The organism is Hyphomonas sp. UBA3195 (assembly GCF_002366485.1).
Classification (GTDB): Bacteria; Pseudomonadota; Alphaproteobacteria; order Caulobacterales; family Hyphomonadaceae; genus Hyphomonas.
Genome location: NZ_DEXB01000023.1, coordinates 382 through 5,070, shown reverse-complemented (window position 1 = coordinate 5,070; position 4,689 = coordinate 382). Strand labels below are relative to the sequence as shown.

The following is a 4,689-nucleotide window of genomic DNA, read 5'->3' as shown; positions in this document are numbered from 1 at the left end:
GACACGGTCCGGGCCCTGATCGCGGAGAAGACCGGCTATCCGGAAGACATGCTCGAAGATGACATGGACCTCGAAGGAGAACTTGGGGTCGACTCGATCAAGCAGGTCGAAATCCTGTCGGCCCTGCGCGACCAACATCCGGAATTGCCGGAAGTCGATCCCGAAGTGCTGGCGGACCTTCGCACCATCCGGGCCATCGCAGATTTTTTTGCGTAAGGGGCGGCGGGGCGCCCGCTGCGCTCTCCCGTCCCGGCCCGCCGGCCGGTCCGGTTCCCACCTATAAGAGTTCCGTTCGGGTAGTCTCGCCTGGGCGCGCGCATCCCTTGGTGGCAGCCCAAGAGCTTTCAGCATGGGGACCGTTTGCTGTGACGGCTAGGGCATCGGAGATCGCAACCGAATTGGTTCAGGCGCTCACCGGACGAGGGGGTCAGGCGGGCCTTCTGGGCGAGAGCGTTCAGGGTGTTCAAACGGTGATCGTAACCGAAGGCCTTTCGCATTTGCCGGTAACGGAACGACACTGGCAGGTTCTGGACCTTTGCAAGCGGCTATATGCGAGCGGTGTTCGGATTGTGATTTTGGAGTATGCGGGCGCTGGCGACTTTGCGTACACTTCCGGTCTGAAAGGCCTCTCCCGCACACTTCGTCAGGAGTGGCCTGATCGGTCGATTGTAACCTGGTCACTTCCTGCTGGCGCGTCGCTGAACGCACAGGCTGAACTGGTACTTGGCGCGATCGCCTCCAATGCTCCCGAGGCAGATCTCGATGCGGCGGGTGCTTCGGTGATGGAGATCGGTACTGCACCTGGGCTCGTGCAGGCAGCTCCAACAGATACGAATGTCTGGTTCGTACCGGGCGGCGCGCGCGGTGTGACCGCAGCATGCGTATCCGAACTGGCGCGTCGGCAAGCGGGGGCGACCTTTGTTCTTGCGGGCCGGTCTGGCATCACGCCCTGGCCAGAAGGATTGCAGCCAACAAGCGACGTGAAACTTGTCCGGGGTGCGCTGATCTCCGCAGCCAAGGCGCGCGGCGAAAAGCCTGCCTTGCCTTCCATTGATCGTCAGGCGCGCGCGCTGCTGGCAGGACAGGAAATTCGTCACACACTGGACGCCATCGCGGCGGCAGGGGCGGGGGCTGTCTATTTGCAGGTAGACATGTCGAATCGCGACAGCGTTCTCGCCGCCGTTCAGAATATTACGGCTGAGTGCGGGCCGATTACTGGCCTCGTGCATGGGGCAGGGGTGCTGGCAGATGGGCTTGCCCTGAAGAAGACGCGAGAAGATGTGGAATATGTCTTCGGGCCGAAGGTCGAAGGCTTGGCAAACCTGATCGCCGCTATCGACCTTTCGCAGCTGCGCCATGTCGGCCTGTTTTCGTCCGCCTCCGCCGTATTCGGCAATACGGGGCAGAGCGACTATGCGATGGCCAATGCCTGGCTTGGCGCCGTTGCGCGGAAGCTCGCAACGCAACTGCCCGCCGCGATCGTCAAGAGTTTCTGTTGGGGCCCTTGGGATGGCGGCATGGTCGACGCAACACTGGCGGGACATTTCGCAACACGCGGCATTTCGTTGATTGGCCTTCAGGATGGCGCGCGCATCTTTGCTGACCAGATTCTTCAGGGAGACAGGCAAGAAATCGAGCTATTGATCGGGGATGAGTGGGCAGGATGACGGGTGATTGCCGATTTGAGCCGATTGCTATTGTCGGCCAGGGCTGCGTGCTGCCGGGGGCCATGAGCCCGGCGGAGCTTGGCGATCTCGTCTTTGACAAGCGTGTGGTCTACGGCCCGGTGCCTTCTGAGCGGCTTGGGCTTTCGGAAGCAGATGCAGCTTCCCGAAACTATGTATCCGGAACGGTGCAAGGATTCGAGGATATCTTCGATGAGGATCGTATTCCGGAAGCGTGGCGCGCAGCGGCCAGGATCGACCCGGTTTGCGCCTGGTCCGTTCATGCCGCGTTGGATGCGTGGAGCAACGCACGTCGTCCGAAGGTCCGAAAGGGCCGCGCAGGTGTCTTTGTGGCCAATCTTTCCTACCCAAGCGCGGCGCATGCAGACTATGCCGCACGCCATTGGGCGGGGCAGGCGCTTTCGGAACCGCTTGCGACGTTCAATGCTTCTCTTCCGCCCCAACTGATCGCTCAGACGCTCGGCCTGTCCGGTCCAGCATTCTCGCTTGATGCGGCGTGCGCCTCATCGCTCTATGCGCTGGAGATCGCCTGTCGACGGCTTCAATCGCAGGCGATTGATTGCGCCGTCGTTGTCGGCGTCAACGCGGCCGACAATCTGATCCTCCATATCGGGTTCGAGGCGTTGAAGGCACTCAGCCCGACCGGCCAGTCACGACCCTTCGTGAAGGGCGCAGACGGATTAGTGCCATCTGAAGGAGCGGTCTCGGTTGTCCTGAAACGTCTGTCTGATGTGAAGAAGAAGGATGTCGTTCACGGCGTTATCCGGGGCATCGGCCTCTCGAATGATGGTCGGCGCAAGGGTTTGCTCGCCCCGTCCGGCGAGGGCCAGACTGAAGCCATGACGCGCGCATACACAATGGCGGGCGTGGATCCGAAGAGCGTGTCCTATCTGGAATGCCATGCGACCGGCACGCCGACTGGTGACGGTGTCGAGGTGCAGGCATCGGCGGACATGTTCGCGGGCAACAAAAATCTCGCCATCGGATCCCTGAAGGCCAATACAGGGCATCTCATCACGGCGGCGGGCCTGGCCAGCCTGCTCAAGCTGACCGAAGCGTTCAAGCGCGAAGCCCTGCCGCCTACACCGATTAGAGGTAACCTGATCGAAGTTGCTAGCCGGAACGGTATGAAAGTTCTGGGGGAGGCCGCACCGTGGGAGCCGCGTAACGGAATTCGCCGCGCAGCTATCAGCAATTTCGGTTTCGGCGGCAACAATGCGCATCTGATCCTCGACCAGTATGATCCGGAATCGGATTTGGTTGAGGCGCGGGAGGCCAAGCTGTCCGAGCAGGACATCGTGATCTGCGGGACAGGCCTGCTGGCGGGTTCTGACCGCGGGGCGGACGCCGTCACGCGCCGCATCATGAACCAGCCGATAAAGCCTGCCACAGCCTGCCGAAAGGTGGGCGCAGATCCGAAGACTGCGCGAACTCCGCCAACGGATTTGCTTGAGGCGGAACCTCAGCAGCTCGCCATTGTCGATGTGGTGGAAGAAGCGCTGCAATCGGTAAAGCCTGTCGCATCCGATCGGGTGGGCATTTTTACCGGCATGGGCTGTGCGTCAGATTCGGCGCGTTGGCTGTTAAGAGAACGCTTGGCAAATCTGGCAGGATTATCCCGGAACTCCGAGGAGCTTGCCACTGCGCAGGCCCTCATTGCGCCACCGCTTCATGCAGCCACCGTTCTAGGTGCCATGGCGAACATGACCGCCAATCGCGTGACCTATGCGCATGATTTCCAGGGCATGGGGTTCTCGGTGTCTGCCGAGGCGGCTTCCGGCCTTGCCGCGCTGGACCTCGCCGTCGAAGCGCTGCGCTTGGGTCAGCTGGATATGGCCATCGTGGCCGCAGCAGACTTTGCGACCGAACCGGTTCGTGCCGCTGCGCTCGCAGATATCGGCATTACAGTGCGACCTGGTGACCAGGCTGCGGCCATCGTCCTGAAGCGAAAAGACGACGCTGAAGCCGCATCGAATCGGAACTTCGGGTCTCTCCATGACGTCAACTGGTCTAAGGGCGGAGCGTCCGAAACAGGCGTCATAAATCGCGTATTCGGCAAGGCTCCTTGCGCCTCGGTCGTGTTCGAACTGGCCCTGCAAGCGCAGCTCTGCGCACGGGGGCATGTGCTGACGGCGGAAGGCGCGGTGCCGGACATACGGGAAACGTCTCTTCCGGTCGACATCTCGGTTGCAGCAACGCAGCTCAACACCGTTGGCTCCGTCACATTCGATCCTGCGGATGCGGTGCCCATACCAGATGCGCTGCGGCCGACACCCTTCCTGTTCTGGGCCTCGGCAAAAGACAAAGCGACGCTCGCCGCGCGCATGGCATCCGGCAAGGCCGGGGGCAGGGGCAAATGCCGTATTGCGATAGTGGCGCCCACTGAGGAAGCGCTCGCGGAACAGTTGGATTCTGCGCAGCAAATGCTGGAGCAGGGCAAAGCCCCTGTCGGCGACGGCGTCCACTTTGGCGAAGGCAAGCCTGAGGGCGAACTCGCCTTCATGTTCACTGGATCTGCGGCCGTTTATCCCCGCATGGGACGTGGTCTGCTCTCGGCCTTCCCGGAATTGCGCCAGCGTCTCGCCAAACTCGACAAGGCGGACGAGATCGCCCCACTGCTCGCCAAGGCAAGCCTAACGGAATTTGAACAATTGTGCGCTGGCACGCTGATGAGCCAGGCACACGCAATCCTGTTGCTGGACCTTCTCGGTCTCAAGCCGGATGCGGCGCTCGGCCTGTCGCTTGGCGAGAGCAACGCGCTGTTCGCTTTCGGCTTCTGGCGTGATCCCGGCGCTCTGCTGGACGAGATTTCCGATGCCGCCATGTATGAGCGCCATATCGGCGGCGAGTTCGAAACGGCAAAAGAGGCGTGGGGCCCGAACGTCCCGGCGGACTGGACCAATTGGCGTGTCCAGGCGCCGGTTGATGCCGTGAAGCGTGAAGTCGCCAAACATACCGGCGTCGAGATTACGATCATCTATTCGCGAACAGACTGCATGATCGG

General features: G+C 61.7%; 3 protein-coding genes. All 3 read left to right on the top strand.

All coding sequences use genetic code 11. The features are described from left to right. The coding region (locus B2344_RS07910; protein ID WP_290484967.1) for a phosphopantetheine-binding protein at window positions 1–216 on the top strand (216 nt) is incomplete at its 5' end. Between the two features lie 149 nt (window positions 217–365). Next, complete coding sequence (locus tag B2344_RS07905) at window positions 366–1,667, top strand: SDR family NAD(P)-dependent oxidoreductase (protein ID WP_290484966.1); 1,302 nt, start codon at window positions 366–368, stop codon at window positions 1,665–1,667. Beyond that, a partial coding sequence (locus B2344_RS07900; RefSeq protein ID WP_290484965.1) for a beta-ketoacyl synthase N-terminal-like domain-containing protein occupies window positions 1,664–4,689 on the top strand: 3,026 nt, incomplete at its 3' end. The genes B2344_RS07905 and B2344_RS07900, both read left to right, overlap by 4 nt.